Consider the following 24,821-nt stretch of genomic DNA (forward strand, 5'->3'; position numbering starts at 1 on the left):
TGCAGATCCACGGGGCTCGAGCGGGAAAATGACTCCACCAGTGAAATGCGTATCAGGTTTTTAGGAGCGCTGTAATGCCTGACATCTATCACTTTTTCCAACAGCTGGTTAATGGTCTGACCATTGGCAGCACGTATGCCCTGATCGCCATCGGCTATACGATGGTTTACGGCATCATTGGAATGATCAACTTCGCCCACGGCGAGGTGTACATGATTGGTTCCTACGTGGCGTTCATCGCCATTGCGGGCCTGTCCATGATGGGACTCGACAGTGTTCCGCTGTTGATGACCGCCGCTTTTCTCGCGACCATTGTCGTGACCAGTGCCTACGGTTACAGCATCGAACGGATCGCCTACCGCCCTTTGCGCGGCAGCAACCGTCTGATCCCGCTGATTTCCGCCATCGGTATGTCGATCTTCCTGCAGAACACGGTTCTGCTGGCGCAAGACTCCAAGGACAAATCCATCCCCAACCTGATCCCCGGCAACTTCTCCATCGGGCCAGGTGGCGCACAAGAAGTGCTGATTTCCTACATGCAAATCGTGGTGTTCGTGGTGACCTTTGTCGCCATGCTCGGCCTGACGTTGTTCATCTCCCGCTCTCGCCTGGGTCGCGCCTGCCGCGCCTGTGCCGAAGACATCAAGATGGCCAACCTCTTGGGTATCAACACCAACAACATCATCGCCCTGACCTTCGTCATCGGTGCCGCACTGGCAGCCATCGCGGCTGTGTTGCTGAGCATGCAATACGGCGTGATCAACCCGAACGCCGGTTTCCTCGTCGGCCTCAAGGCCTTCACCGCAGCGGTACTGGGCGGTATCGGCAGCATCCCCGGAGCCATGCTCGGCGGGATCGTGCTTGGGGTGGCGGAAGCCTTTGGTGCCGATATCTTCGGTGACCAGTACAAGGACGTCGTGGCGTTCGGCTTATTGGTTCTGGTGTTGTTGTTCCGGCCAACCGGCCTGTTGGGCCGTCCGGAGGTTGAAAAAGTATGACTAGGAATCTTAAACAGGCGTTGTTCAGCGCCTTGCTGGTGTGGGCCGTTGCCTACCCGGTACTCGGTCTGAAGCTGACCATTGTCGGCATCAACCTCGAAGTCCATGGCACCAGCACTGCAACGCTGATCACCATCGCCGTCTGCTCGGTGCTGATGTTCCTGCGGGTGCTGTTCGACCAGCAGATCAGCTCGGCCTGGAAATCCTCGCCGAACATGCCAGTGATGCCGGCCAAGGCCAGTACTTTCCTGACCCTGCCAACCACTCAGCGCTGGATCATCATCGCGTTGATCATCGGTGCGCTGGTCTGGCCGTTCTTCGGCTCCCGCGGTGCGGTCGATATCGCCACGCTGGTGCTGATCTACGTGATGCTCGGCCTGGGCCTGAACATCGTGGTCGGCCTGGCCGGTCTGCTCGACCTCGGTTACGTCGGCTTCTATGCCGTCGGCGCCTACAGCTATGCGCTGCTGTCGCACTACTACGGTCTGAGCTTCTGGATCTGCCTGCCGATCGCCGGCCTGATGGCGGCCACCTTCGGCTTCCTGCTGGGCTTCCCGGTCCTGCGTCTGCGCGGTGACTATCTGGCGATCGTGACGCTGGGCTTCGGTGAAATCATCCGTCTGTTCCTGCGTAACCTGACCGGCCTCACGGGTGGTCCGAACGGCATCAGCAATATCGAGAAACCGACGTTCTTCGGCCTGACCTTCGAACGTAAAGCCGCTGAAGGCCTGCAGACCTTCCACGAGTACTTCGGCCTGGAATACAACTCGATCAACAAGGTGATCTTCCTTTACCTGGTTGCGCTGTTGCTCGCGCTGTTCGCCCTGTTCGTCATCAACCGTTTGCTGCGCATGCCGCTGGGCCGTGCCTGGGAAGCGTTGCGTGAAGACGAAATCGCCTGCCGTGCGTTGGGTCTCAATCCTACCGTCATCAAGCTCTCCGCCTTTACTCTCGGTGCGTGCTTCGCCGGTTTCGCCGGCAGCTTCTTCGCCGCGCGTCAGGGCCTGGTGACACCGGAGTCGTTCACCTTTATCGAGTCGGCGACCATCCTCGCCATCGTGGTGCTGGGTGGCATGGGCTCGCAACTGGGCGTCGTACTCGCCGCCACGGTGATGATCCTGTTGCCGGAAATGATGCGTGAGTTCAGTGAATACCGCATGTTGATGTTCGGCGCCTTGATGGTGCTGATGATGATCTGGCGTCCTCAAGGTCTGCTGCCTATGCAACGCCCCCACATGGAGCTGCGCAAATGAGCCGCGAGATCCTTAAAGTCGAAAATCTGAGCATGCGCTTCGGCGGCTTGCTGGCGGTCAACGGCGTAGCCCTGAGCGTGAAGGAAAAACAGGTCGTGGCACTGATCGGCCCCAACGGCGCCGGCAAGACCACCGTGTTCAACTGCCTGACCGGTTTCTACCAGCCGAGTGGCGGCAGCATCCTGCTGGACGGCGAGCCGATCGAAGGCCTGCCCGGCCACAAGATTGCCCTCAAAGGCGTGGTGCGCACCTTCCAGAACGTGCGGTTGTTCAAGGACATGACCGCGGTCGAGAACCTCTTGATCGCCCAGCACCGTCACCTGAACACCAACTTCCTGGCGGGCCTGTTCAAGACGCCAGGGTTTCGCAAGAGCGAACGCGAAGCCATGGAGTTCGCCGAGTACTGGCTGGAAAAGGTCAACCTCAAGGCGTTCGCCAACCGTCCGGCCGGCACCCTGGCCTACGGTCAGCAACGTCGTCTGGAAATCGCTCGCTGCATGATGACCCGCCCGCGGATCCTCATGCTCGACGAACCGGCCGCCGGCCTGAACCCGAAGGAAACCGAAGATCTTAAAGCGCTGATCAGCATGCTGCGTGAAGAGCACAACGTCACCGTGCTGCTGATCGAACACGACATGAAACTGGTCATGAGCATTTCCGACCACATCGTCGTGATCAACCAGGGCACGCCTCTGGCCGACGGCACGCCGGAACAGATCCGTGACAATCCCGAAGTGATCAAAGCCTACCTGGGGGAAGCGTAAATGCTGCAATTCGAAAACGTTTCCACCTTCTACGGCAAGATCCAGGCCCTGCACAGCGTCAACGTGGAAATCCGTCAGGGCGAAATCGTCACCCTGATCGGTGCCAACGGCGCGGGCAAATCCACCTTGCTGATGACGCTTTGCGGTTCGCCGCAAGCCCACAGCGGCAGCATCAAGTACATGGGTGAAGAGCTCGTGGGGCAGACCTCGGCGCAGATCATGCGCAAGAGCATCGCCGTGGTTCCGGAAGGTCGTCGGGTGTTTGCCCGTCTGACCGTGGAAGAAAACCTCGCCATGGGCGGGTTCTTCACCGACAAGGGCGATTATCAGGAACAGATGGACAAGGTTCTCGGACTTTTCCCACGCCTGAAAGAGCGTTTCGCCCAACGCGGCGGCACCATGTCCGGCGGCGAACAGCAAATGCTCGCCATCGGCCGAGCGCTGATGAGCAAACCCAAACTGTTGCTGCTCGACGAACCTTCGTTGGGCCTGGCACCAATCATCATCCAGCAGATCTTCGACATCATCGAACAGCTGCGTAAAGATGGCGTGACGGTGTTTTTGGTGGAGCAGAACGCTAACCAGGCGCTGAAAATCGCTGACCGTGCGTACGTTCTGGAGAACGGCCGGGTGGTGATGACAGGCACTGGGGAAGCGCTGCTGACCGACCCGAAAGTACGTGAAGCGTACTTGGGTGGTTGAGTCTTTGCGGTAAACAAAAAAAACGGCCTTCGGGCCGTTTTTTTTGGCAGACACAAATCCAATGTGGGAGCGAGCTTGCTCGCGATAGCGGTGTGACATTCAGTATTAATGCTGACTGACACTCCGCTATCGCGAGCAAGCTCGCTCCCACAGGGGGGGGTGGTGAGCCGCTATCGCTGGAGCCGATCCAGCGCTTCACCGCTGCGCTTGAACCAGCCAATCAGGTAATCCGCCAGCACCTGCGTGCGCTTCGGCAAACCGCCCTGATACGGGTGAACCAGATACATCGGCATGCGGCGGGTCTGATAATCGCGCAGGAGCCATCGCAAACGCCCGTCAGCCAATTCCGCTTGCAGCAGGTAGGACGGTAAACGCGCAATACCGGCGCCGGCCAACGCGGCTTTCTTCAACAAGCTGTAATGGTTGCTGGCGAACGGTCCCGACACGCGAACCCGCAACAACTCGTGTTGCTGGTGATAGAGCCACTCTTCGCGACCGCTGTAGTGACTGTTGAGAAGACAGCGGTGATCAGCGAGTGCTTGAGGCGTCAACGGTTCGCCGTATTGCTCAAGGTAAGCAGGGCTGGCGCAGGTCATTTCGTGCCAGGCTAATAGCGGCCGGGCCACCAGGCGCTCGTCATTGCCCACCTCGGAGCGAACCGCCAGATCAAACCCGTCGCGGGACAAATCACGGTAGTTGTTGCTCAGGTCCAGCTCGATCTGCACGTCGGGGTACTTGCCGGAAAACTCCAGCAACAAGCCATCGAAGAAAGTTTCCCCCAGCGATACCGGAACCGTCATACGCACCGGCCCAGCCATATCGTCCTTCAGCCGCGCCAATGCCTGACGTGCCCTCTCGACTTGGACTACGAGCGCCTGAGCCTGAGGCAAAAGCGCAGCGCCCGCCGCCGTCAGACTTAAACGGCGGGTGGTGCGCTGCAGCAGCACCACTGAAAACCGCGATTCCAGTTGGCTGATGCGCTTGGACAACTGCCCCTTGCTGCACCCCAGCTGCTGCGCCGCCAGGGTGAAGCTCCCTGCTTCGATCAACACTGCGAACGCCGCCAGATCATCCATTTCGCTCATGGATTGTTTCCATTAGAAAACCAAAGGTTGCCTATTAGCGCGCTTATCAATGGAAAAAACCACTCTAGACTTCAACCTCGTTCAACCACTTCGAGGAACAGCACGATGAAAATTTTTTTGATAGGCGCAGGCGGCACCATCGGTTCGGCAGTCGACAAGGAGCTGTCCCAACGTCACGAAGTCATCCGCATCGGCCGCAACAGCGGTGATTTCAATGTGGATATCAGCGACAGCGCTTCGATTCGCAAACTGTTTGAACAGACCGGCAAGTTCGATGCCCTGGTCTGCGCCGCCGGTAACGTAACCTTCGCGCCCCTCGGTGAAATGACCGAAGAAAGCTTCGCGCTGGGTCTGAAGGACAAGCTGATGGGCCAGGTCAATCTGCTGCTGATCGGCCGCGAGTTCGCCAATGACGGCGCCTCGTTCACCTTCACCACCGGCGTGCTGAGCCATGACCCGATTCGCAGCGGCGCCTCAGCAGCACTGGTCAACGGTGCACTGGACAGCTTCGTGCGAGCGGCGGCCATCGAACTGCCCCGCGGTCTGCGTGTGAACTCGATCAGCCCGACCGTACTGGTCGAAGCCATGGGCAGTTATGCGCCGTACTTCCGTGGCTACAAACCAGTTCCTGCGGTGGATGTGGCATTGGCCTACGCCAAAAGCGTCGAGGGCCTGCAAACAGGTCAGACCTTTCACGTCGGCTAAACCGCCACAACCTGTAGGAGTACGGCTTGCCGGCGATGGCGATATCGAGGACGCCATCGCCGGCAAGCCGTGCTGCTACAAGTGATGGGCGAATCGAATTCAAAAGTAGTGGGGTTGTGATGAACGGTCAGGCTGCGTAACGTGGCGGCACTTGTCTGGAGAGCCAAAGATGCGTGTTGCCCGTTCCTTAGTCCTTGTTGCCCTGCTTCCGTTGTTCGCCGCTTGCCAGTTGCTCGACGGCCCGCGTGAAAGTGCTTCCCACGTGGGCCAGACCCGTATGCAGGGCCAGTTGACGGCGGCCGACGGCAAGTTGTTGTTCCAGCCGTGCAACGAGCAACGCAGTTATGTGGTCAACGACACCGGCGGCACCAGCGTCCTGCAAGAGGCCGCGACCCTGGCCGATGCCCAGGGCAAGCTGTTTGCCGACGTGCGCGGGCGAATCGTCGACAGCCGCCTCGATCTTGCGCAGCTGTACCGCGTCGAGCGCTCGGGCACCGCGTGCAACGATCCGAATTTCAAATTACTTATCCTGCGCGCCGCCGGCCATGGGCCTGAGTGGAACGTGAAAGTCAGCGGTAAAGGCATGGTCATCGAGCGCGCCGGTCAGCCGCCATTGGCCGTGCCCTACGTTGAAGAGCAACTGGGCGATGGCCGCTTCAACCTCAGCACCGAAGCCAATAACCAGCACATCGAATTGTGGGTTGCACCGCAACGTTGCGTCGACAGCAGCACCGGCAGTGTCCAGCACATGAGCGCCGAACTGCGCGTAGACGGCCAGGTTCAGCGTGGCTGCGGGTATTTCGGCGGATCGCGTAACGACTGATCGTTTTAGCCTCACGGGAATCATTCTTTGAGGCTTATAATCGCGGGCTTCAAACGCCTTGGCGCAGTTGTGCGCCCCGCGAACCGGATCCTGTCATGTTACGAATCACCGAACTCAAGCTGCCGATCGACCATCCCGAAGAAGACCTGCGCCCTGCCATCGTGCAGCGCCTGGGCATCACCAGTGATGACCTGCTCGACTTCACCTTGTTCAAGCGCAGCTACGATGCGCGCAAAAAGTCCTCCGAACTGTGCTTCATCTACACCATCGACCTCAACGTTCGCGATGAGGCGGCGGTGCTGCACAAATTCGCCGATGACCGTAACGTCAACGTGGCGCCGGATGTCAGTTACAAAGTGGTCGGCCAGGCGCCGGCTGATCTTGAGCAACGTCCTGTCGTCGTGGGCTTCGGTCCGTGCGGGATTTTCGCCGGGCTGCTGCTCGCGCAAATGGGCTTCAAGCCGATCATCCTCGAGCGCGGCACCGAAGTGCGTCAGCGCACCAAGGACACTTGGGGTCTGTGGCGTAAAAGCGTGCTTAACCCGGAATCCAACGTGCAATTCGGTGAAGGTGGCGCGGGGACGTTCTCTGACGGCAAGCTCTACAGCCAGATCAAGGACCCGAAGTTCATCGGTCGCAAAGTCCTGCACGAGTTCGTAAAAGCAGGCGCGCCGGAAGAAATTCTCTACGTCAGCAAACCGCACATCGGTACGTTCCGTCTGACCGGCGTTGTGGAAAACATGCGTGAGCAGATTCGCGCGCGGGGTGGCGAAGTGCGCTTCCAGCAGCGTGTTACCGACGTGTTGATCGAGGACGGCCAACTGGTCGGCGTCGAGCTCAATGGCGGCGAGCAGATCCATTCGAAACACGTGATTCTGGCCCTCGGTCACAGCGCCCGTGACACCTTCCGCATGCTCCACGGCCGTGGCGTGTTCATGGAAGCCAAGCCGTTCTCGGTCGGTTTCCGCATCGAACACCCGCAATCGCTGATCGACCGCGCGCGTCTGGGCAAGTACGCCGGCCACCCGAAACTCGGGGCTGCGGACTACAAACTGGTGCACCACGCCAGCAACGGACGTTCGGTCTACAGCTTCTGCATGTGCCCAGGCGGCACCGTGGTGGCGGCGACCTCCGAGCCGGGCCGCGTGGTCACCAACGGCATGAGCCAGTACTCGCGTAACGAGCGCAACGCCAACTCCGGGATCGTCGTCGGGATCACCCCGGAAGTCGATTATCCGGGCGGCCCGCTGGCGGGTATCGAGTTGCAGGAACGCCTGGAATCCCACGCCTTTGTGCTGGGCGGCAGCAACTACGAAGCGCCGGCGCAACTGGTCGGCGACTTCATTGCCGGCAAGCCGTCCACCCAGTTGGGCAGCGTAGAACCGTCCTACAAACCGGGCGTTGCCTTGGGTGATTTGGCGTTGGCCTTGCCGGCGTTCGCCATCGAAGCGATTCGCGAAGCGTTGCCGGCGTTCGAGAAGCAGATTCGCGGTTACTCGTTGCACGACGCCGTATTGACCGGGATCGAGACGCGCACGTCGTCGCCGCTGCGGATTACCCGTAACGAGTCGATGCAGAGCCTGAACGTGAAAGGCTTGTTCCCGGCGGGTGAAGGCGCGGGTTATGCGGGCGGGATTCTGTCGGCGGGTGTCGACGGGATTCGGATTGCAGAAGCGGTTGCCCGCGACATCCTCGGCCTCGAGGCCTGATACAAATCCCTGTGGGAGCGAGCTTGCTCGCGATGACGGAATTACATTCAACACATGTGTTGACTGATCTACCGCTATCGCGAGCAAGCTCGCTCCCACATTGGATCTTCAGTGCTTGAACAATCTCAGATGTTGGCACGCAGCACGCTGGCCGGCAGCGGCTCGCCGCGCTCAACGCTTGCCGCCACGGCGTCCATCAAACCGCTCAACTCATACCCCTGGGCCTTGAGCCAGGCCTGATCGTAATAGGTGTCGGCATAACGCTCGCCGCCATCACACAGAATCGCCACGATTGACCCCGACTCCCCCGCCGCCGCCATCTGCTGGGCCGCCATCAAGGCGCCGATCAGGTTGGTCCCGCTCGACCCGCCGACCCGACGTCCCAAGCGCTGCGCCAGGTAATGCATGGCCGCCAGAGACAACGCATCCGGCACTTTGACCATCGCATCGATCACTTTGGGCAGGAACGACGCTTCCACCCGAGGCCGGCCAATGCCTTCAATCCGCGAACCGCAATCCAGGCGCAGACTGGCGTCGCCCGTCTGGTAGTAATCGAAGAACACCGAGCGCTCGGCATCGGCGCAGAGCACGCGGGTGCAATGTTGGCGGTAACGCACGTAACGGCCCAGCGTCGCGGTGGTGCCGCCTGTGCCGGGGCTGGAAATCAGCCAGCTCGGCTCAGGGTGCAGCTCGAAGCGCATTTGCTGGAAGATCGACTCGGCGATGTTGTTGTTCGCCCGCCAGTCGGTAGCGCGCTCTGCATAGGTGAACTGGTCGATGAAATGTCCATCGTGTTCGCGAGCCAGACGCTCGGATTCGGCGTAGATCTGCGTCGGATCATCGACCAGATGACTCTTGCCGCCGTAGAAAGCGATCTGCGCGATCTTCTCTTTGGACGTAGTCGCCGGCATCACCGCAATGAACGGCAAGCCCAGCAAACTGGCGAAGTACGCCTCGGAAATCGCCGTCGAACCGCTAGACGCTTCAATCACCGGCGCCCCGGGCTTGAGCCAGCCGTTACACAGCGCATACAGAAACAGCGAGCGCGCCAACCGGTGCTTCAGGCTGCCGGTGGGATGGCTGGACTCATCCTTGAAATACAACTCGATGCCCGGAAAACCCGGCAGCGGCAAGGGAATCAGGTGGGTGTCGGCGCTGCGTTGGAAGTCGGCTTCGATGATCCGGATGGCTTCGCGGGCCCACTGTCGGTTGTCGCTCATGGTGGTTTTCTCGTTGAGTCGGCCTTGTTTGCAAGGCTCAGCTAACAAGCTTAGGAAAAAACCTACATCACGCACAGGTACAGCTGAGGTTCAATACGCCGGACAACTGCTAGGCTCAGGTCCCTGCCGGTCGTTCGCGTTGTAACGGCATATAACAAAAAAGAATATAACTTTTGTTTTAACAACTAACGGTACGGGTTAGGGTGTGCCACCTTTTGAATTCATCGATGGAGAGCGACCTTGCCTCTGCGTAGCACTTTCACGCGTTTCTTCCAGTTGGAAGCTGCCAGCGGACTGTTATTGATCGCCGCTGCGGCCCTGGCTTTGATCATCAACAATTCACCGCTGTCGTGGCTTTACAGCAGCTTCCTGGACACTCCGGTAGTGGCGCAGGTCGGCGCGTTGCAAATCGCCAAACCGGCGCTGCTGTGGATCAACGACGGCCTGATGGCCCTGTTCTTCCTGCTGATCGGGCTGGAAGTGAAGCGCGAAGTCCTCGACGGCCAGCTGTCGAAACCGTCGCAAATCGTCCTGCCCGGCGCGGCGGCGATTGGCGGCATGGTGGTGCCGGCGCTGGTCTACTGGTTTCTGAACCGCGAAGACCCGGCAGCCCTGGGTGGCTGGGCCATCCCGATGGCCACCGACATCGCCTTCGCCCTCGGTGTACTGGCCCTGCTGGGTAAGCGGGTGCCGGTGTCGCTGAAGCTTTTCCTGATGACTTTGGCGATCATTGACGACCTCGGCGCAATCATCGTCATTGCGATCTTCTACTCGGGTACGCTCTCGACCCTTTCGCTGTCTCTGGCCGCGACGTGCATCGTGGCACTGATCGCGATGAACCGGCTCGGGGTGGTCAAGCTCGGGCCATACATGATCATCGGCCTGATCCTTTGGGTTTGCGTGCTCAAGAGCGGCGTCCACGCGACACTGGCCGGTGTGACCCTGGCCTTCTGCATCCCTCTGCGCACGAAAAACGCCGAACCTTCGCCGCTGTTGACCCTCGAACACGCCCTGCATCCATGGGTGGCCTACGGCATCCTGCCGCTGTTCGCCTTCGCCAACGCCGGCCTGTCCCTGAGCGGCGTGACCGTCGAAAGCTTCACCCACCACGTGCCGATGGGCATCGCGGTCGGCTTGCTGCTGGGCAAGACCCTCGGCGTCTTCGGCCTGACCTGGCTGGCCGTGAAAATCGGCATCGCCGCCCTGCCCCAAGGCGCCAACTGGGGCCAGGTGCTGGGCGTGGCAATCCTCTGCGGGATCGGTTTCACCATGAGTCTGTTTGTCGGCTCCCTGGCGTTTGAGCCGGGTGTCAGTGAATACGCCGGGATGGATCGGATGGGGATTTTGACCGGTTCGATACTGGCGGCGTTGATTGGTTATGCGGTGACGGCGGCAGCGAGTCGCAAGAGCGCTGCACTGCAATCCTGAGCGATAGAGAACACTCTTAGCGACATTCAGGATTCGTCCTACAGCCTCGATTAGCCTCGTTCGTTAACGTCGCACAGCCCCTTTTTTGGGGGCTGTCGACGTACGAACGTAAGGAAGATCAGTGGCTGGCAATAAGGACACTCCCCGGGTTCAGAACCCACCGTCAGGCGACGGTCATCACGTCACTCACCGCTTCATGACGGCCACCGAACTGGCCGCGCGGGATGGCAGACAACACGCTTACGACGCCATGCTCGCAAGGCAAGACGCCTTCGAACGGAGTCGTGAGGTCGTCGCGAAAAAGCACGAAGCCACTCGCGCGGGCTGCGTCTTTGCCAAGTCCTGCAAGCTTCCCGACGCCATCATTGATTACTCGAATCCTTCGGGAATGGTGCCCACCGACAGCCTCAAGGACTACGGAGAAGTCGCCTGGCTCGGTGCTCGTGAGGTAGACGATGCCGGACTGCTGAATCTTGAAACGATCAGTGGCAGTACTGTCTCGCTCGGCATTGGCCGTCTTGCACTCCGTACGCCGACTCTCGTCATTCCAGCCGCAGCACTCGGCGCTACTGGAGCTACCGTATTGGCCGGTCTGGCCGCAATTTTCTGGGTACCTGGCCTGGACGACAGCGCCCTCTACACCGAAGAACAATTACGCACCCTGGAACAGGCCCGCACCCGCGTTCGGCTGAGAGTCGAGCAACAGGCTGACGGCAGTCTCAAGGGATACGGTTTCTACACCGGCAAGAACCGCGGCTGGGAAATGGTTGATGTCGTGCAGTTCAGCTTGCGCGGCAGCCAGCAGGTGGCAGATCTAGGGGATGGTGTTGAGCTGATCTGGACACCGGCTGTGGATGGCTCCGACATCCTCGGCATTCCAGCGTTGGAGGCTGCGCCGCAAGCGCCGCATATTTGGGTTTACCCGCCGACGAAAGCGGCTGACGGGATAATTGTGAATCCGGTTTACCCGCCTGAGTACAAGGATTTCATTCTTGTGTTTCCGGTGGGGTCGGGGGTGCAGCCGGTTTACATCGTTCTGAGTGTCCCGGGAGACCTGAAGTACCACCCTGCGCCAACAGCATTACCAGCTTTTCCAGATATAAAACCTGCGCCGATGAAAACTTCCGTGCGGGGCGGCGGAAAAAAACGCAGACGCTGGAAGGATCCGTCAGGGAGAATTTATGAATGGGACTCACAACATGGCAAGGTTGAGTTGTACACGAAACAAGGAAAACATCTGGGAGAGTACAACCCGGAAACCGGAGAGCAGACAAAACCTGCCGATCCGGCAAGGAGAGTAGAAAAATGAAACATGTAATAGAGGTTTTCGACCGTCAGACTGAAGATCTGCTTCTTACCGTAGATGTCCCTGGCAGTCGTCGTAAAGCTTTGAGAGTTCTGATGAACTGGCAGCAACCGGACGACGAATTCGACGGTCACGACTTATCCCCAGAACAAGTAAAGGTATTGGAAGACTGGACAGGAAAATCCCTCATGGGTGCAAATAACATCGTACAACTGGTATGCACAGAATGACTCGGAGCTATCCAGCGGTACGCCATGCAGTTGAAGCTTTTGATAAAAAAACAGAATTTTTAGTGTTTGAAGTGCCCATCCCCAGGGAAAATATTGAACAGCTGAGAATAATAATGAAGTGGAGCGAACCAGAAGACGAAATCTATGGTTACGATCTTGATAGTGCTCAGATAACGCAGTTGGAAGCTTTGATCGGCATTACGTTCTACGACCCGAAGTACGATTTTCAGATCGGAAGTCATGCAAGCAAGTAATTTTCTACTCGCATAAAAAACCCCGACCAGTCACCTGATCGGGGTTTTCTTTTACCCGTATTCCCGCTTAGTGCGAAACGCGGCTAGTCCCATCAACAGTGGCAATCCGCACACGCTCGCCAACACGGAACACCTCATTCTCCTGAACCTGTTGCACGTAGGCGCGCATGCTGCCGTCGTCTTCGCGAACAGTGATTTCCACGCCTTGGGCGCGGGTCAGGCCTTCTTCTGTGGCCGAGCCGATCAGGCCGCCAGCAACGGCGCCGATAACTGCAGCAACGATGCTGCCACGACCGCCACCGATAGCGCTGCCGCCGACACCACCCACCGCCGCACCGGCGAGGCCGCCGATTGGGGTTTTGGTGCCTTCGATTTTGACCGGTCGCAGGGATTCGATAGTACCCATGCGAACGGTCTGCACCCGACGCGCTTCGTCACGGGAATAGGAGTCACCGGTCAGGCTCGATTGGCAGCCGGTGAGCAACATCGCCATCGTGGAAAAGGAAGCAACCAGCAGAACAGACTTACGCATAGCATCAACTCCAAAGGACAGGTATTCATTAAACTCCGCAGCTTGACGCCTGTCACGGCCCTGCCCGGATAAAATTGGTTTGATTCAGGCCCAGTACAGGGCGCTACCACGAACTTGACACACAGTAGCGGCAAATTCCGCAATCTGCGCCACTGAACCAAGGATTTTCATGGATTACTTCATCATTGTCGTCACCACCGTTGCCGGATTGTATTTCCACTGGTGGCTATACGTGCGGATCAAACGCTGGATGGACCGCGATCTGGCGTTGGCACTGGCGGGTAAAGACGAGCAGAAAAAGGCGTTCATGCTCCAGCAACTGGCGAACGCTCAAGCGCAGAAGATCAAGCGCCGAGACCTGCCGCAGTGGCTTGAAGCGGCTGCGGCAGGTTATCCCGATCGGTAGACGGCTTAAGGTGCCAGACGTTCAAGAATCCAGTCGGCACCCTGAAAGCGGTAGTTGAGGCGATCGTGCAGGCGGCTCGGACGGCCTTGCCAGAACTCGATGCGCTCCGGTAACAAACGGTAACCACCCCAGTGCTCAGGGCAATGAGGTTGCGTGTCGCTGAAACGTTGCTCGGTGTTCTTGAGCAGCGCTTCCAGCTCGGCACGATCGGCGATCACCCGGCTCTGGGGCGAAGCCCAGGCACCGAGGCGACTGCCCAGTGGACGGACCTGGAAGTAGGCGTCGGACTCTTCAGGCGTAACCTTCACCACCCGCCCTTCGATGCGCACCTGGCGTTCCAGGGCCGGCCAGAAGAAGGTCATGGCCGCGAACGGGTTCGCGGCCAGATGCTGGCCCTTGGCGCTGTCATAGTTGGTGAAGAAGGTGAAGCCCTGCTCGTCCAGCCCCTTGAGCAGCAGAATGCGGCAATGCGGCCGACCGTCCTGATCGACGGTGGCCAGGGTCATGGCGTTGGCTTCCACCGGCGCCTGCTCGGTTTTCACCGCGTCGGCGAACCACTGATGGAACAGCGCGAACGGCTCGGCCGGGGCTTGCGCCTCGGTCAGGCCATCACGGGTGTAGTCGCGACGCATATCAGCCAGGCCCTGGGTCATGGCGCATTCCTTTTGGTTAACGAATCACTTTTTTACAGTATCGGCGGCGTCGGCGACTTTTTTCGGGTCGGCAGCGGCTTTGGCCGGGGCAGTCTTTTTCGCCGGTGTTGCAGTTTTAGCCGGTGCCTTCTTGGCGGCGGCTTTCTTGGCCGGGGCTTTTTTCGCAGCAGGCACATCGGCTTTCTTCGCGGCTGGCGCCGGGGTGACCGGTTTGACCACTGGCTTGACGTCCTGAGCAGCGACCAACTTCACTGGCGCCGGGGCTGGCATGTTGTACTTGCTCAGCAACGCGACCATGGTGTTTTGCGGGGTCACCAGCAGTTCGACGCGACGGTTCAAGGCACGGCCTTCATTGCTGTCGTTGGCAGCACGCGGGGCTTCGCCGCCCATACCGCGCAGCATCAGACGATCACGCTGCAGACCGCTAAGGCGGAAGATCGCCGCCACGGCTTGTGCACGCTCCTGGCTCAGCTTCACGTTGGCCGGTGCGGCGCCCGACGTATCACTGTGGCCGAGCACCAGCACGGCAGTTTTCGGATCGACTTCAAGGATTTTCGCGACGCGAGTGAACGGGCCGAGGGTCACCGGCAGCAGCATGGCCGGACGGTCAGGGTTGAACGAGCCTTCTACCGGCGCGGTCACCACCAATACGTTTTCGCGGCGCTCAAGTTGCAGGTTGCTGCCCTTGATCGCTTCGCGCAGGCGCGGTTCGTAGTCGTCGAGCCAAGCCTGGGTGACTTTCGGATCAGGCATCGGCACGGCTTTAGCGGTGCTTTGCTCTTTGCCGCCGAACGGCCACCACCATTTGCCACCGGCATCGGCCTCAGCCTTGGCCACCTCGACCGGTTTGGCTTCAGGCTTGGCTTCAGCTTTCACCTCAGGCTTGGCAGGCGTTTTGTCGGCGCCGTCATCGGAACCGAATGGCCAGTACCAAGGGTTGGAGCTTTCAGCCTTGGCAACCGGAGCGGTCGCGGCAGGCTTCAAAGGTGCCGGGGCTGGGGCCGGAGCCGGAGCCGGGGTTTTAGCGGCGACTTTGTCGGAGGAACCGAACGGCCACCAGCTGCTGCCATCCGAGTCATTTTGTGGAGTTTGTGCGCAACCGGTAATAGCGAAGCACAGGGCCAAAGCGAGGGTTTTATTGGAAGACATTGGATATCCACAAAATGAAGTAATGAACTATCAGGCCGGATTGACCCGGATAAACAGACGCTTGGAAATCAAAAAGGCCTTGGGGTTCCGGCCCTGGAACCCCTGAGCGCGATTTACAGACAAGTGGCCAGTGCCCGCACAAGCTTTTGCGCGCGCGGATCCATCAAGACGTACGGCCCTAAGGTATTTGTCACAAAGCCGAAAGCCACATCGTGTTCCGGGTCAGCAAAGCCGGTGGAACCACCGGCTCCCGGATGGCCAAACGCACGCGGGCCGAGGCCGTAGGTGGCGTTGGGGACGTCCGGTTGATCGAGCATGCAACCCAGGCCGAAACGGGTCCGGGTCAGTAAAGTCTTGTCCTCGCCGACACTGTGTTCGCGCGTCAGCTCGTCGAGCAACTCGCTTTCCAGCAAGCTGCCATCGAGCAGACCGGCATAGAACCCGGCCAGGCTGCGGGCATTGCCGTGACCATTGGCGGCCGGCTGCTGCATGCGTCGCCACTCGGGTTTGTTGGTGCTGGTCATGATCGACGGCGGGTTAGTGAACGCCCTCGTGGTCATGGCCGTCGGCTCGCGCATCGTCACTTGCAGCAAGCGCTGGGCGGCGGCATCGCCGACATTGCCCTTGCCACGGGCGATGTGCGCCACGCGATGAAACTCTTCGTCCGCCAGGCCGACGTGGAAATCCAGCCCCAAAGGCTTGGCGACCCGCGCCACGATGGACTCACCCGGCCCACGACCGTCGGCACGACGCAGCAACTCACCGACCAGCCAGCCGTAGGTGATCGCGGCGTAACCGTGACCGACTCCCGGCGTCCACCACGGCTCTTCGGCGGCCAGGGCGTCAACCATGGTTTGCCAGTCGTAAAGGGCTTCCGGGGCCAGCAGCTCACGCAGCGCCGGCAGACCGGCCTGATGGCAGAGCAATTGACGCAGGGTCACGGACTCTTTGCCGGCGGCGGCGAACTCGGGCCAGTAGCGGGCGACCGGGGCATCCAGTTGCAGCTTGCCTTCGGCCACCAATTGCAGGGCGGTCACCGCGGTAAAGGTCTTGGTGCAGGAAAACAGGTTGGCGATGGTGTCGCTGTGCCAGGCTTCGGTGCCATCCTTGTCAGCGCTGCCGGCCCAAAGGTCGACCACGGTTTCACCGCCGATCTGGATGCACAACGCTGCACCACGTTCCTGAGGATCGTCGAACAACGCCGCGAAAGCCTCACGCACCGCTTCGAACTTCAGCTCGTAAAAACCCTGAATCTGCACCCGCAACTCCTTTGGATAAACGCTCTACAAAGTGGCCGCATTGTTCCAGCCATTGAAGGTTTTGGGAACAGGGCCGGGCCGGGCGGTCGCCATGCCGCCCGGATGAAACACTCAGAAAATCTTACGTGCCTGTCAGCACTCAGTGGCCATTACCGGAATGCCCACCTGCATGGCCAGCGCCCTGCCCTGCGCCTTTGCCAGCCTCGCCTTTTCTGCCGCCCTCAGCTGTTTGACCGGCTTTATCCGCCTCAGCCTTGGCTTTCTCGGCCTCTTTACCGAGCTGATCGACGGTCTGCAAATTGCTCTTGCGAACGCTGTCGACGAACCCCTGGAACGGCAGATCGGTGATGCCCACCAGCCCGAAGTGACCGTTCTCGCCATCCAGCAGACGACCGGTGACCGGTTGATCAAGGTATTGGAACCAGTGCACGCCGACGATCGACGGTTCGCTCATCGCCTGTTTGAGGAAATTGGCATAAGCCGGCCCACGGTCTTCTTCCTTCGCCAATTGCGTCACGCCGCCCCAGAACGGACCACGATCGGCCGAGCCAAAGTTGAACTCGGTGATCAGCACCGGTTTGTCCAGGCTGCGCAGCTTGGCGAAGTCGTAACCGTCCTGCGGTTGCAGGGTGTACATGTTGAAGCTCAGCACGTCGCAATACTGGGCGCAGGACTCAACCGCTTCCGGGGTGCTGATGGCAAACCGGCCACCCAGCAACAGCTGATTCGGCGCGTGCCACTTGAGCGAGTCGGAGAGGGTCTTGAAGTACGTGTCAGCAAAAACCTTCTGGAAGTATTTAAAGTCGGCTTCGATTTCCGGGTATTCGGCGCTTGGCAGCGGCGGCACGAAGCCAGGGTCTTCCATCAATTCCCAGGCTGGCAAATCAATGCCCCAGGCTTTCGAAAGGCCCGCCTGATTGCGGTATTTGTCCCGCAATTGCTTGAGAAATGCGCGTTTGGCCGGCACGTCGGTGGTCATTTTCAAGGTGCCGTAGGCCAAGGCGTAACGGGCTTTCGGGTCGTCGCCCGGACCGGCCCAGGCCAATTCATTGTCGGCAAAGTAGCCGATCAGCCACGGATCATCGCGATGGTCGCGCGCGGCGATGGCCACAGCACGCTCGGTGGCCATGGCGAAACGCGGGTCAAACGGGTCAGGCATGCCGCCCCACCAGTCGGTGCCGGTGCTGATGCTGGCGTAATCGCCGACGATCGACAGCGGCAAGGTGTACGGCACACGGTCGGCATTGGCCAGCGACGGTGCGCTCCAGTTGCCGATGGTGTTGAAGCCCCAGGCTTGCAGGCGATCAAGGGTGTGGCTGGCCCAGCGCTGTTCATCAACCACCGCTTTGCAGGGTTCGGCAGGTGTTTGCTCAGCTGCTTTCGCGGCGGTCGCTTCAACGGCGCCGGTCTTGGCGGCTTCGGCGACACCGGATTCGGCCGTCGAAGGAACAACAGGTTGCTCAGCAGCCTTCTCCACCGTTGCCGTTGCCGCAACCGCGTCAGCCTTGGCCGCTTCGGCGACACCGGCCTTGGTGTCGCTGGTCACCACACACGGCGCGCCATACAGACGCTGCAAGTTGGCGCCATAGAAGTCGTACCAGCGACCGGCATTGTAGCCTCGGCCCTGATCGGCGCCGTTGCCGCCCCGGTTGTCGCCTTCGCCATAATGGCTGGCCAGCGGCTCGTCGGGTTTGGGCAGCGATTCAAACATCCACTCGCGGCCGGCGACGTAGGTCTGGTCGACGTCCGGGGTGACGGTGTTGACCCCGAGCGAATAGAACGGATGGCCTTCCGGGGTCACCAGGTACCAGCGACCGTCGCGCTTCTCAGTGCGGAAAAAGCCGCTGGCCTTGAATGCCGGGCCTTTGTTCCAGCCACCGAACTTGTCCAGGGACGACTTCTCGCGCTCGGCCAGCCAGGTTTTCAGTTGCTGATGTTCCTTGGCGGCGGCGCTTTTCAGTTGCTCGTCGCTGCTGACTTTCTCTGGCCATTTGGCCCGGGTCGACTGGCCGTAAGCGTCTACAAGGCCACCAAAAGCGGCTTGGGTGACCGCATCGCCGTCCTGCACGCCAAAGCGCTCAAGCAGGATGCTTTGCGCGACTTTCGGCTGATCCATCGACAAGGTCACTGACACCACTTGGCTGCGCTCCAGCTCACCGGCGCTGCTAGCCAGCAATACGCGCTGCCCGTCAAACGTCATCGGCATCGGTGGGCCGGCTTTCAGGCCCAGGCTCAATGGCGTAAAGGGCTGCAGCGGCACCAATAACGTTTGCGCAGGGCCGGCCGGCAAGTCGACGCGGCTGACCAGCGTCTTGCCATCGTTGCTCTGGATTTTCACGTACAGGGTCACAGCCCAGTTCATTGCGCTCTGAATCCGCAAACTCATGAAGCCCGACTGCGACCAGTCCCAGGCGCCGGTTTGCGGGGTCAGGCGCAAGGTCGGTTGTGCCACCGGGTTGAACGTCACCCGACGCAGCACTTCGCCTTCGGCCGTTTGCTCGGCGTTGGATTGCGGCAGGCTGGCGTCCTGAGTCGCCACCTGGACCACATCGGCGGGGCGCACAAAGTTGAACAGCGTCTGTTGGCCGGCAGGGGCCGCCAGCAAAGGGGCTGCGAACATCAGAGCGAAAACAGCAGGCAACGAACGGCGAATCATAGGAACGAGGTTCTCCCTAACGACCTTTCAATGGGCCAGTGGAAAAGCGATGGTTGAGAGATAGACAACGCGGTGGGCAAATTTGCCCACCGGTGTATCAGGAAATTTCACGCCGGAAGGGTGGCAACGCATTGAGGATCGCCTTGCCATAACGCTGGGTGACCAGACGACGATCAAGCAAGGTGATGGTGCCGCGGTCTTCTTCGGTACGCAGCAAGCGACCGCAGGCCTGGACCAGCTTCAGCGAAGCATCCGGCACGGAGATCTCCATGAACGGATTGCCACCCCGAGCCTCGATCCACTCGGCCAGAGCCGCTTCGACCGGATCATCGGGCACCGAGAATGGAATCTTCGCGATCACCACGTGCTCGCAGTACGCACCGGGCAAGTCGACCCCTTCGGCAAAACTCGCCAGGCCGAACAGCACGCTGGAATCACCGCCATCGACCCGCGCCTTGTGCTTGTTCAGGGTTTCCTGTTTCGACAGGTTGCCTTGAATGAACACTTGCTTGCGCCAGTCGCGGTCGAGGCCGTCGAACACGTCCTGCATCTGTTTGCGCGAAGAGAACAGCACCAGGGTGCCGCGCGAACCTTCCACCAAGGCCGGCAAATCACGGATGATCGCCGCGGTGTGGGCCGGCGCATCACGTGGATCGGCCTTCAGGTCCGGCACTCGCAGCACGCCAGCGTCAGCATGATGAAACGGGCTTGGAACCACTGCGGTCACAGCTTTTTTCGGCAAACCGGCGCGCATGCGGAAGCGATCGAAAGTGCCGAGCGCGGTCAGGGTCGCGGAGGTCACCAGAGCACCGTAAGCCACGTTCCACAAATTGCGACGGAGCATTTCTGCCGCGAGGATCGGGCTGGCGTTGACCTCGATGTCGAACAGCGAGCCGCTTTCGGCCAGGGTCAGCCAGCGGGCCATCGGGGGGTTGTCTTCCGGGTCTTCGGCGGTGAACGCGACCCACAACTCCCAGTTGCCCGAAGAACGGGACAACAGGCTGCCGAACAGCGGATACCACTCTTCGGCCTGGTTGCTGGCGATGCCGATATTGACCTCGCCGTCCATGCCTTCCTTGAGCAGTTCGGTGAGCCGGGTGAACAGGTCAGTCAGACGGGCAAAGCCCTTCTTCAACTCGACGCCCATTTCGCGCATGTGCTCGGGAATGACCCCGCCGACGAAGCGATGACGCGGCCGCTCGCGACCTTCGACGTCTTCACCGGGCTTGAAGTCTGCAACCTGCTCGCAGGCGCTGAACATGAACTGCTGCTGGGTTTTGATCTCCCGCGCCAGTTCCGGCACTTGTTCGATCAACTTGCCCAGATCGCCCGGCAGCGGATGCTGGGCCAGCAATTTGGTGAGGTTCTTGGCGGTGGTTTCCAGCCAGTCGGCGGTGGAACGCAGGCGCGTGTAATGGGCGAAGTGGCCGATGGCCTTGTCCGGCAGGTGATGGCCTTCGTCGAACACGTAGATGGTGTCGCGCGGGTCCGGCAGCACGGCACCGCCGCCCAGCGCCAGGTCGGCCAGGACCATGTCGTGGTTGGTGACGATCACGTCAACCTTGCCCATGCCTTCGCGGGCCTTGTAGAAGGCGCACTGGCCGAAGTTCGGGCAATGACGGTTGGTGCACTGGCTGTGATCGGTGGTCAGGCGCGCCCAATCGGCGTCTTCCAGGGCGGTGGACCAACTGTCGCGGTCGCCGTCCCACTTATTGCCGGCGAGTTTCTCGATCATGCTGGTGAACAGCTTCTGACTGGCCTCGTCGACCTCGATCTTGAAACCTTCTTCTTCGAACAGCTGAGCCGTGGCGGTTTGCGCGTGACCTTCCTGGAGCAACATGTCGAGCTTTGACAGGCACATGTAGCGCCCGCGCCCTTTGGCCAGGGCGAAACTGAAGTTCAACCCGCTGTTGCGCATCAGGTCGGGCAAATCCTTGTAGACGATCTGCTCTTGCAGGGCCACGGTAGCCGTGGCAATCACCAGGCGTTTGCCGGCGGCCTTCGCAGTCGGGATGGCGGCCAGGCTGTAGGCCACGGTTTTGCCGGTACCGGTGCCGGCTTCCACCGCGACAATCGCGGGGTCGCCACTGCGCCGGCCTTCGTCGTCGGTGTCGATGTCACCGAGGACCTTGGCAATTTCGGCGATCATCAGGCGTTGGCCGTAGCGCGGCTTGAGGCTCTTCGCTTCGAGAAAACGCGAGTAGGCGCCCTGGATCGTGGTTTTGAGTTCGGTGCTGATCATGGATTGTCGGGCGCAAAAAACGCTGGATAAATTTTCAGTGGTTCGGATCGGCCGCTATCATACCCCGCTAATTAATCCCGCGCAGAACGGAGTACCCCAATGACACCTTTTGGCATCGTTTACACCCTGCATGTCCTGTCAGCCCTGGTCTGGGTTGGCGGCATGTTTTTCGCGTGGATGGTCTTGCGGCCCGCGGCGATGAAGGCTTTGGAGGGCCCTGCCCGGTTAAAACTGTGGGTAGAAGTGTTTCAAGGTTTTTTCCGCTGGGTCTGGGTCGCGGTGGTGCTGTTGCCGGTCAGCGGTGTGGGCATGATTCATCTGCAGTACAGCGGTTTTGAAATGGCGCCGCGGTATGTGCAGGTGATGATGGGCTTGTACGTGGTGATGACGGCGCTGTTTATCCGGATTCAGGCGTTGTTGTTGCCAGAGTTGCGCACGGCAGTGGCGGCGCAGGATTGGCCGACGGGGGCTGCTACGCTTGGGAAAATTCGCAAGTTGGTGGGGATTAATCTGATTGTCGGGTTGGTGCTGGTGGCGATTGCTGCGGCTCGGCCGATGTTTTAGATCTTGGAGCAGAAGATCAACATCCCCCCTCACCCTAACCCTCTCCCCGAGGGGCGAGGGGACTGACCGAGGTGTTATTTCAAGCTACGTCGACCTGAAATATCGAGTTGAACTCAGATTTTGAAAAGCACTGAGATCGGCCCCCTTTCCCCCTCTCCCACTGGGGAGAGGGTTGGGGTGAGGGGTGGTTCTTACAACCGCTGAACAGTCACCGAACCCGCCGCACCGGCAGACCCCGGCTGACCATCAACACCCGGTCGGCCGTTCTTGCCGCCATCGGCTTTGTAGACGAAGCAGCCCTTGGCCTTGCCACCCGCGCCCGGTTTACCGCCAGGCCCGGCCACACCACCGTCACCGCCGGCCACCTGAACCTTGATCAGTTCCGCCGGGAAATCACGCGGCACTTCCAGACGAACCAATGCACCCGGCGCGCCCGGCTGACCGTCGCTGCCATCACTGCCGTCGGCACCACGACCGGCCTGGCCCCAGGTACAACCCGGTGCCTGACCGTTGGCCCCATCGAGACCGACGAAACCCGGTGCGCCCGCACCGCCGCGAGCGTCCACCAACAACAGCGGCGCACTCAGTGCCTTGATCTGCAGGTTCAGGTTACGCCCGGAGCGGGCGGCCTTGAGGTACGTCCCCGGCGCGCCGCGAGCCGTGATCTGGCTGCCTTCCGACAACTGCGCACGGCTGACCTTCAGCTCAAGCGGCTGTTCGCCGGGAACGATGGCGATCCGCGCTTCACGACCCAAACGCAATTCACCGACGGATACCTCGGTCACATTCGAGGGAATCAACAACGTGCCGTAGTCGGCCACTTCCAGGCGTTCCAGCTGCAAGGTGCTGGCGGTGTTGGGCAAACGCATCAGCGAGTTGGTTTCGACGCTCACCACCTGGGCGCAGGCCAACGGGCTGATGAGTGCAGCGAGCAGACAGAGTTTACGCATGGGAAGCCTTAGACGCGGTCGGAGCCGGGATGGTTTGCAGGTGGAAAACGCCGAAAAAGAGGATCTTCAGGCGATCAAGCCAAGGGTGAGCGCGGCCTCTGAGGCTGCGGAAACAGAACACCGCCTCAAGAAGATGAAGGCATGCCAGCAGGCCGCCGGCCAGATCGACCAACAGATGCAGAGGATTGACAAACGGCATGAGCTGATTGACCAGCACCACCAGCCAGAACAGCAGGGTCAACAACTTCCCCAGCCCCCAAAACACGTTCATACGCTCCTCCGTTGAGAATTATTCTTTGCGCGCACAGTACCGGCTTCCACGCGGGATAAGCCAGAGGGCAACGGAAAATTCTTCATGAAGGCCGCCGAATGGCCGCCGGACTGACTTCAATTGTGGTCCGACGGCTCTATCACGGGGCTCAGCGATTGATGTGCAATTCCACCCGACGGTTTTTCGCCCGTCCTTCTTCCGTTTCGTTATCGGCCACCGGCTGACTTTGGCCCTTGCCCTCGCTGGTGAGCTTGTTCGGCGCCAGGCCCTGGCTCAACAGGTAGGCCGCCACGCTACTGGCGCGACGTTCCGAGAGTGCCTGGTTATAGGTGTCCGAGCCGACGCTGTCGGTATGACCGATCACCTTGATGCTCACCACATCGGCGCTTTGCAGTTTGGGCATCAGCGAATCCAGCTTGCTCTGCGCGGCAGGGGTCAGTTCGGATTGGTTGAAGGCAAACAGTACGTCGTCCGCGTCGCTCAGGGTAATGACCTCCGATTGCACAGGTTCAGGTTTCACGCTGGCCGGGTACTGCGGCAATGGGCAACCATGATGTTCGACGGGGGTATTGGCCGGCGTATCAGGGCAGCGATCACGTCGATCGAAAACACCATCGTCGTCTTCGTCGCCATCCTGGGCGTAACAGATCAAGCCACCGGTCAAGATACCAAGCGCCGCCCCACCGGCCGCCCAACCGCTACTTTGGAGAGCGCCCAGACCGCCACCGACCAGGCCGCCGATAACGCTGCAGATTGGCCAGGTTCGTTGATTGAGAGGGGCGGTGCCATCGCTGTGAGTAGCGCAACCGGTCAACAGGCTGCCCAGCAGCACAACCGGCAAGACGGTCCGTGTGAGAACACTCATGGTGAAAGCTCCTGTGTTACCGGCCAATGCCGGTCACACAGGAGTAAAGACCCGCATCCGCGACTGCACAAGCCGCGGAGTACGAGGGGTTTAGCGGTTGATTTTGATTTCCGTGCGACGGTTCAGCGCGCGGCCGTCAGCGGTTTTGTTATCGGCGACCGGTTGGCTTTCACCGGCACCGGTAACAGACACGAACTCGCTGCGGGGTACACCTTGGGAAATCAGGTATTCAACCACCGAGTGCGCACGACGATCCGACAGTTTCTGGTTATAGGTATCGCTGCCAACACTGTCGGTGTGACCGGTTACAGTCAGTTGGGCGTTAGGCGCTTCCCCTTTCAAGCGAGTGGCGATTTTATCGAGTACCACTTTGTCGGCAGGGGTCAGTGTGGCCTTGTCGAACTGGAAGTGAACATCGCGAATGACGATGACTTCTTCTCTAACCACGGCCGCTTCTTCGACCACTGGCGCAGGCACCGGTGGAGGGCAACCGTCGGCATCGACCCGCACGCCTTTAGGTGTTCCCGGGCACTTGTCGCGGCTATCCGGCACGCCATCGCCGTCTTCGTCGCCATCACCGTGAACCCAGCAATAGGCCGCAGCCGTGCCGCCGACGAGCAGCGCGCCATACCCCGCCCATGCCGAGCTCTCGGTCGCGCCGAGACCTGCACCCACGACACCACCGACCGCCGCACAGGTCGGCCAGTCGGTTTTCTGCAAACCTGCGCAACCAGTCAACACACTGGTTAGCAGAACCAAGGGTAATGCTGTGCGAACTATGCTCATCTAGTTTTCTC

Annotated in this window: 25 protein-coding genes; 13 read left to right on the forward strand and 12 right to left on the reverse strand. The window is 60.2% G+C overall.

Annotated elements, in window-relative coordinates:
• Window positions 1-74 precede the first annotated feature (74 nt).
• Genes livH through ACA079_RS25560 form a run of 4 tightly spaced genes read left to right on the forward strand, consistent with a single transcriptional unit; the run spans window position 75 to window position 3,717 of the window.
• Window positions 75-998, forward strand: a complete 924-nt coding sequence (gene livH / locus ACA079_RS25545) for a high-affinity branched-chain amino acid ABC transporter permease LivH (protein WP_046046220.1) — start codon at window positions 75-77, stop codon at window positions 996-998.
• The gene (locus tag ACA079_RS25550; RefSeq protein ID WP_415770987.1) at window positions 995-2,251 is read left to right on the forward strand and encodes a high-affinity branched-chain amino acid ABC transporter permease LivM; all 1,257 of its coding nucleotides are present in this window, start codon (window positions 995-997) and stop codon (window positions 2,249-2,251) included. Before livH ends, ACA079_RS25550 begins: the two co-directional genes overlap by 4 nt.
• A complete protein-coding gene (livG, locus tag ACA079_RS25555; RefSeq protein ID WP_415770988.1) occupies window positions 2,248-3,015 on the forward strand; it encodes a high-affinity branched-chain amino acid ABC transporter ATP-binding protein LivG in 768 nt (255 codons plus the stop codon). The genes ACA079_RS25550 and livG overlap by 4 nt, the downstream gene beginning before the upstream one ends.
• Complete coding sequence (locus ACA079_RS25560; protein WP_046046223.1) at window positions 3,016-3,717, forward strand: ABC transporter ATP-binding protein; 702 nt, start codon at window positions 3,016-3,018, stop codon at window positions 3,715-3,717.
• 170 nt (window positions 3,718-3,887) lie between these two features.
• On the opposite strand, the gene ACA079_RS25565 is transcribed toward ACA079_RS25560, so the two are convergent.
• Window positions 3,888-4,802, reverse strand: a complete 915-nt coding sequence (locus tag ACA079_RS25565) for a LysR family transcriptional regulator (RefSeq protein WP_497701391.1) — start codon at window positions 4,800-4,802, stop codon at window positions 3,888-3,890.
• Window positions 4,803-4,907: 105 nt separating this feature from the next.
• On the opposite strand from ACA079_RS25565, the gene ACA079_RS25570 reads away from it, so the two are divergent.
• From ACA079_RS25570 to ACA079_RS25580, 3 genes are all read left to right on the forward strand, one after another.
• Window positions 4,908-5,507 (forward strand): short chain dehydrogenase, encoded by a 600-nt coding sequence (locus ACA079_RS25570; protein WP_497701392.1) that lies wholly within the window; start codon window positions 4,908-4,910, stop codon window positions 5,505-5,507.
• A gap of 169 nt (window positions 5,508-5,676) precedes the next feature.
• Complete coding sequence (locus ACA079_RS25575; RefSeq protein ID WP_497701393.1) at window positions 5,677-6,330, forward strand: COG3650 family protein; 654 nt, start codon at window positions 5,677-5,679, stop codon at window positions 6,328-6,330.
• Between the two features lie 95 nt (window positions 6,331-6,425).
• A complete protein-coding gene (locus ACA079_RS25580; RefSeq protein ID WP_497701394.1) occupies window positions 6,426-8,039 on the forward strand; it encodes an NAD(P)/FAD-dependent oxidoreductase in 1,614 nt (537 codons plus the stop codon).
• Between the two features lie 125 nt (window positions 8,040-8,164).
• Here ACA079_RS25580 and ACA079_RS25585 read toward each other — a convergent pair whose 3' ends face one another.
• Entirely contained in the window at window positions 8,165-9,259 is a 1,095-nt protein-coding gene (locus ACA079_RS25585) for a PLP-dependent cysteine synthase family protein (protein WP_497701395.1), read from the reverse strand.
• Between the two features lie 240 nt (window positions 9,260-9,499).
• Here ACA079_RS25585 and nhaA point away from each other — a divergent pair, with 240 nt between their 5' ends.
• The 4 genes from nhaA (at window position 9,500) to ACA079_RS25605 (ending at window position 12,477) form a co-directional block, all read left to right on the forward strand.
• Window positions 9,500-10,687 carry a Na+/H+ antiporter NhaA gene (gene nhaA / locus ACA079_RS25590; protein WP_497701396.1) on the forward strand — a complete coding sequence of 396 codons (1,188 nt, stop codon included), beginning with the start codon at window positions 9,500-9,502 and terminating at the stop codon, window positions 10,685-10,687.
• A gap of 121 nt (window positions 10,688-10,808) precedes the next feature.
• On the forward strand, window positions 10,809-11,996 hold the full coding sequence (locus ACA079_RS25595) for a colicin E3/pyocin S6 family cytotoxin (protein ID WP_497701397.1): 1,188 nt from the start codon (window positions 10,809-10,811) through the stop codon (window positions 11,994-11,996).
• Window positions 11,993-12,223 carry a DUF7683 domain-containing protein gene (locus tag ACA079_RS25600; RefSeq protein ID WP_253437452.1) on the forward strand — a complete coding sequence of 77 codons (231 nt, stop codon included), beginning with the start codon at window positions 11,993-11,995 and terminating at the stop codon, window positions 12,221-12,223. Before ACA079_RS25595 ends, ACA079_RS25600 begins: the two co-directional genes overlap by 4 nt.
• Window positions 12,220-12,477: a DUF7683 domain-containing protein gene (locus ACA079_RS25605; RefSeq protein WP_497701398.1), complete on the forward strand. Its 258-nt coding sequence runs from the start codon at window positions 12,220-12,222 to the stop codon at window positions 12,475-12,477. Before ACA079_RS25600 ends, ACA079_RS25605 begins: the two co-directional genes overlap by 4 nt.
• A 67-nt stretch (window positions 12,478-12,544) precedes the next feature.
• Here the strand turns inward: ACA079_RS25605 and ACA079_RS25610 are convergent, their stop codons facing one another.
• Window positions 12,545-13,009 (reverse strand): outer membrane lipoprotein, encoded by a 465-nt coding sequence (locus ACA079_RS25610; RefSeq protein WP_017336812.1) that lies wholly within the window; start codon window positions 13,007-13,009, stop codon window positions 12,545-12,547.
• 169 nt (window positions 13,010-13,178) lie between these two features.
• Here ACA079_RS25610 and ACA079_RS25615 point away from each other — a divergent pair, with 169 nt between their 5' ends.
• On the forward strand, window positions 13,179-13,415 hold the full coding sequence (locus tag ACA079_RS25615) for a hypothetical protein (RefSeq protein ID WP_033059010.1): 237 nt from the start codon (window positions 13,179-13,181) through the stop codon (window positions 13,413-13,415).
• A 5-nt stretch (window positions 13,416-13,420) separates the two neighbouring features.
• Here the strand turns inward: ACA079_RS25615 and pdxH are convergent, their stop codons facing one another.
• From pdxH to dinG, 5 genes are all read right to left on the reverse strand, one after another.
• A complete protein-coding gene (gene pdxH, locus ACA079_RS25620) occupies window positions 13,421-14,068 on the reverse strand; it encodes a pyridoxamine 5'-phosphate oxidase (RefSeq protein ID WP_008153897.1) in 648 nt (215 codons plus the stop codon).
• Between the two features lie 24 nt (window positions 14,069-14,092).
• Window positions 14,093-15,217 (reverse strand): OmpA family protein, encoded by a 1,125-nt coding sequence (locus tag ACA079_RS25625; RefSeq protein WP_497701399.1) that lies wholly within the window; start codon window positions 15,215-15,217, stop codon window positions 14,093-14,095.
• Between the two features lie 113 nt (window positions 15,218-15,330).
• A complete protein-coding gene (locus ACA079_RS25630) occupies window positions 15,331-16,476 on the reverse strand; it encodes a serine hydrolase domain-containing protein (RefSeq protein ID WP_497701400.1) in 1,146 nt (381 codons plus the stop codon).
• Between the two features lie 139 nt (window positions 16,477-16,615).
• Complete coding sequence (locus ACA079_RS25635) at window positions 16,616-19,132, reverse strand: beta-agarase (RefSeq protein WP_497701401.1); 2,517 nt, start codon at window positions 19,130-19,132, stop codon at window positions 16,616-16,618.
• A 97-nt stretch (window positions 19,133-19,229) separates the two neighbouring features.
• Window positions 19,230-21,374, reverse strand: a complete 2,145-nt coding sequence (gene dinG, locus ACA079_RS25640; RefSeq protein WP_008153901.1) for an ATP-dependent DNA helicase DinG — start codon at window positions 21,372-21,374, stop codon at window positions 19,230-19,232.
• 99 nt (window positions 21,375-21,473) lie between these two features.
• Between dinG and ACA079_RS25645 the strand changes: the two genes are divergently transcribed.
• Complete coding sequence (locus ACA079_RS25645) at window positions 21,474-21,938, forward strand: CopD family protein (protein ID WP_497701402.1); 465 nt, start codon at window positions 21,474-21,476, stop codon at window positions 21,936-21,938.
• A gap of 191 nt (window positions 21,939-22,129) precedes the next feature.
• Here the strand turns inward: ACA079_RS25645 and ACA079_RS25650 are convergent, their stop codons facing one another.
• The 4 genes from ACA079_RS25650 to ACA079_RS25665 all read right to left on the reverse strand — a co-directional run bounded on the left by ACA079_RS25650 (window position 22,130) and on the right by ACA079_RS25665 (window position 24,810).
• Window positions 22,130-22,888 (reverse strand): collagen-like triple helix repeat-containing protein, encoded by a 759-nt coding sequence (locus ACA079_RS25650; protein ID WP_497701403.1) that lies wholly within the window; start codon window positions 22,886-22,888, stop codon window positions 22,130-22,132.
• On the reverse strand, window positions 22,881-23,159 hold the full coding sequence (locus tag ACA079_RS25655) for a DUF1145 domain-containing protein (protein ID WP_033053458.1): 279 nt from the start codon (window positions 23,157-23,159) through the stop codon (window positions 22,881-22,883). The genes ACA079_RS25650 and ACA079_RS25655 overlap by 8 nt, the downstream gene beginning before the upstream one ends.
• A 148-nt stretch (window positions 23,160-23,307) precedes the next feature.
• On the reverse strand, window positions 23,308-24,024 hold the full coding sequence (locus ACA079_RS25660) for a PA1041 family peptidoglycan-binding anchor lipoprotein (RefSeq protein ID WP_497701404.1): 717 nt from the start codon (window positions 24,022-24,024) through the stop codon (window positions 23,308-23,310).
• Window positions 24,025-24,114: 90 nt separating this feature from the next.
• Window positions 24,115-24,810, reverse strand: coding sequence for a PA1041 family peptidoglycan-binding anchor lipoprotein (locus tag ACA079_RS25665; protein WP_497701405.1), 696 nt, complete (start codon window positions 24,808-24,810; stop codon window positions 24,115-24,117).
• Window positions 24,811-24,821 lie beyond the last annotated feature (11 nt).

It is taken from the genome of Pseudomonas sp. LBUM1645, assembly GCF_059716185.1.

Excerpts from the sequence above, each read along its gene's own strand:
- livG (WP_415770988.1), top strand. The coding sequence starts at position 2,248 with ATGAGCCGCGAGATCCTTAAAGTCGAAAATCTGAGCATGCGCTTCGGC.
- dinG (WP_008153901.1), bottom strand. The coding sequence starts at position 21,374 with ATGATCAGCACCGAACTCAAAACCACGATCCAGGGCGCCTACTCGCGT.
- ACA079_RS25655 (WP_033053458.1), bottom strand. The coding sequence starts at position 23,159 with ATGAACGTGTTTTGGGGGCTGGGGAAGTTGTTGACCCTGCTGTTCTGG.
- ACA079_RS25565 (WP_497701391.1), bottom strand. The coding sequence starts at position 4,802 with ATGAGCGAAATGGATGATCTGGCGGCGTTCGCAGTGTTGATCGAAGCA.
- ACA079_RS25665 (WP_497701405.1), bottom strand. The coding sequence starts at position 24,810 with ATGAGCATAGTTCGCACAGCATTACCCTTGGTTCTGCTAACCAGTGTG.
- ACA079_RS25575 (WP_497701393.1), top strand. The coding sequence starts at position 5,677 with ATGCGTGTTGCCCGTTCCTTAGTCCTTGTTGCCCTGCTTCCGTTGTTC.
- ACA079_RS25610 (WP_017336812.1), bottom strand. The coding sequence starts at position 13,009 with ATGCGTAAGTCTGTTCTGCTGGTTGCTTCCTTTTCCACGATGGCGATG.
- ACA079_RS25615 (WP_033059010.1), top strand. The coding sequence starts at position 13,179 with ATGGATTACTTCATCATTGTCGTCACCACCGTTGCCGGATTGTATTTC.
- ACA079_RS25570 (WP_497701392.1), top strand. The coding sequence starts at position 4,908 with ATGAAAATTTTTTTGATAGGCGCAGGCGGCACCATCGGTTCGGCAGTC.
- ACA079_RS25550 (WP_415770987.1), top strand. The coding sequence starts at position 995 with ATGACTAGGAATCTTAAACAGGCGTTGTTCAGCGCCTTGCTGGTGTGG.
- ACA079_RS25560 (WP_046046223.1), top strand. The coding sequence starts at position 3,016 with ATGCTGCAATTCGAAAACGTTTCCACCTTCTACGGCAAGATCCAGGCC.
- ACA079_RS25625 (WP_497701399.1), bottom strand. The coding sequence starts at position 15,217 with ATGTCTTCCAATAAAACCCTCGCTTTGGCCCTGTGCTTCGCTATTACC.
- ACA079_RS25600 (WP_253437452.1), top strand. The coding sequence starts at position 11,993 with ATGAAACATGTAATAGAGGTTTTCGACCGTCAGACTGAAGATCTGCTT.
- livH (WP_046046220.1), top strand. The coding sequence starts at position 75 with ATGCCTGACATCTATCACTTTTTCCAACAGCTGGTTAATGGTCTGACC.
- pdxH (WP_008153897.1), bottom strand. The coding sequence starts at position 14,068 with ATGACCCAGGGCCTGGCTGATATGCGTCGCGACTACACCCGTGATGGC.
- ACA079_RS25580 (WP_497701394.1), top strand. The coding sequence starts at position 6,426 with ATGTTACGAATCACCGAACTCAAGCTGCCGATCGACCATCCCGAAGAA.
- ACA079_RS25660 (WP_497701404.1), bottom strand. The coding sequence starts at position 24,024 with ATGAGTGTTCTCACACGGACCGTCTTGCCGGTTGTGCTGCTGGGCAGC.
- ACA079_RS25585 (WP_497701395.1), bottom strand. The coding sequence starts at position 9,259 with ATGAGCGACAACCGACAGTGGGCCCGCGAAGCCATCCGGATCATCGAA.
- ACA079_RS25650 (WP_497701403.1), bottom strand. The coding sequence starts at position 22,888 with ATGCGTAAACTCTGTCTGCTCGCTGCACTCATCAGCCCGTTGGCCTGC.
- ACA079_RS25645 (WP_497701402.1), top strand. The coding sequence starts at position 21,474 with ATGACACCTTTTGGCATCGTTTACACCCTGCATGTCCTGTCAGCCCTG.
- ACA079_RS25635 (WP_497701401.1), bottom strand. The coding sequence starts at position 19,132 with ATGATTCGCCGTTCGTTGCCTGCTGTTTTCGCTCTGATGTTCGCAGCC.
- ACA079_RS25605 (WP_497701398.1), top strand. The coding sequence starts at position 12,220 with ATGACTCGGAGCTATCCAGCGGTACGCCATGCAGTTGAAGCTTTTGAT.